Source organism: Methylobacterium indicum, assembly GCF_001043895.1.
Taxonomy (GTDB): domain Bacteria; phylum Pseudomonadota; class Alphaproteobacteria; order Rhizobiales; family Beijerinckiaceae; genus Methylobacterium; species Methylobacterium indicum.
In genome coordinates this window covers 1-687 of record NZ_JTHF01000386.1, presented here as the reverse complement: position 1 = coordinate 687, position 687 = coordinate 1, and the positions used below count along the sequence as shown (strand labels likewise).

General features: G+C 68.0%; 1 protein-coding gene. It reads right to left on the bottom strand.

The annotated features are described in order from the left end of the window. Positions 1–640, bottom strand: a 640-nt coding sequence (locus QR78_RS30540; RefSeq protein WP_048431394.1) for an FAD-dependent oxidoreductase, incomplete at its 3' end; no start/stop codon positions are given. Positions 641–687: the final 47 nt, after the last annotated feature.

Sequence of the window (687 nt, the reverse complement as noted above, 5' to 3'; positions counted from 1 at the left end):
ACGACTCGATCAGGGTCTTGATGACGGCGCCGTCGCCGGAGGCCGCCGGCCGGTGCAGGCCGAGCGAGCGCTTGAGCCCGTCGCGGATCGCGGCGCCGAGGTCGAGCCCCTTGATGCGCTGCGCCGCCCAGTCGGCCGAGATGTCGTCGCAGGACATGCCCCACACCTTCTCGGTGTAGGTCTTGAAGAAGATCGAGAAGAGCCGCTCGCCGAACTGGTTGCGGACCCACTCGTGAAAGCTCTTCGGCTCCTTGATCGGCCGGGCCCGGGCCCAGAGATAGGAGGCGACGCAAAGGCCGCTCTCCAGGATGCCGAGGTTGCGCAGGGCCTCGAAGGCCTTGAGCGGGTAGGCGTAGGTCTTGCCCTTGTAGTAGATCCGCGACAGGCGCGGCCGCTCGATGAAGTCGTCGGGCAGGATCTCGTTCCAGAGATCGACCACCTCCTTCGCCTTCGAGAAGAAGCGGTGGCCGCCGATGTCGAACAGGAATCCCTTGTACTCCACCGTGCGGCTGATGCCGCCGACCTGGACCGGGTCGCGCTCCAGCACCACGACGTCGCGGCCGGCCTTGGCCAGCATGTAGCCGGTGGTCAGGCCCGCCGGTCCCCCGCCGATCACCAGCGTCTCGGTGTGAAGGCTCATCGCTCGGGCAACTCCGGGGGCCGGCACGGCCGCTACGCGTGGAGACG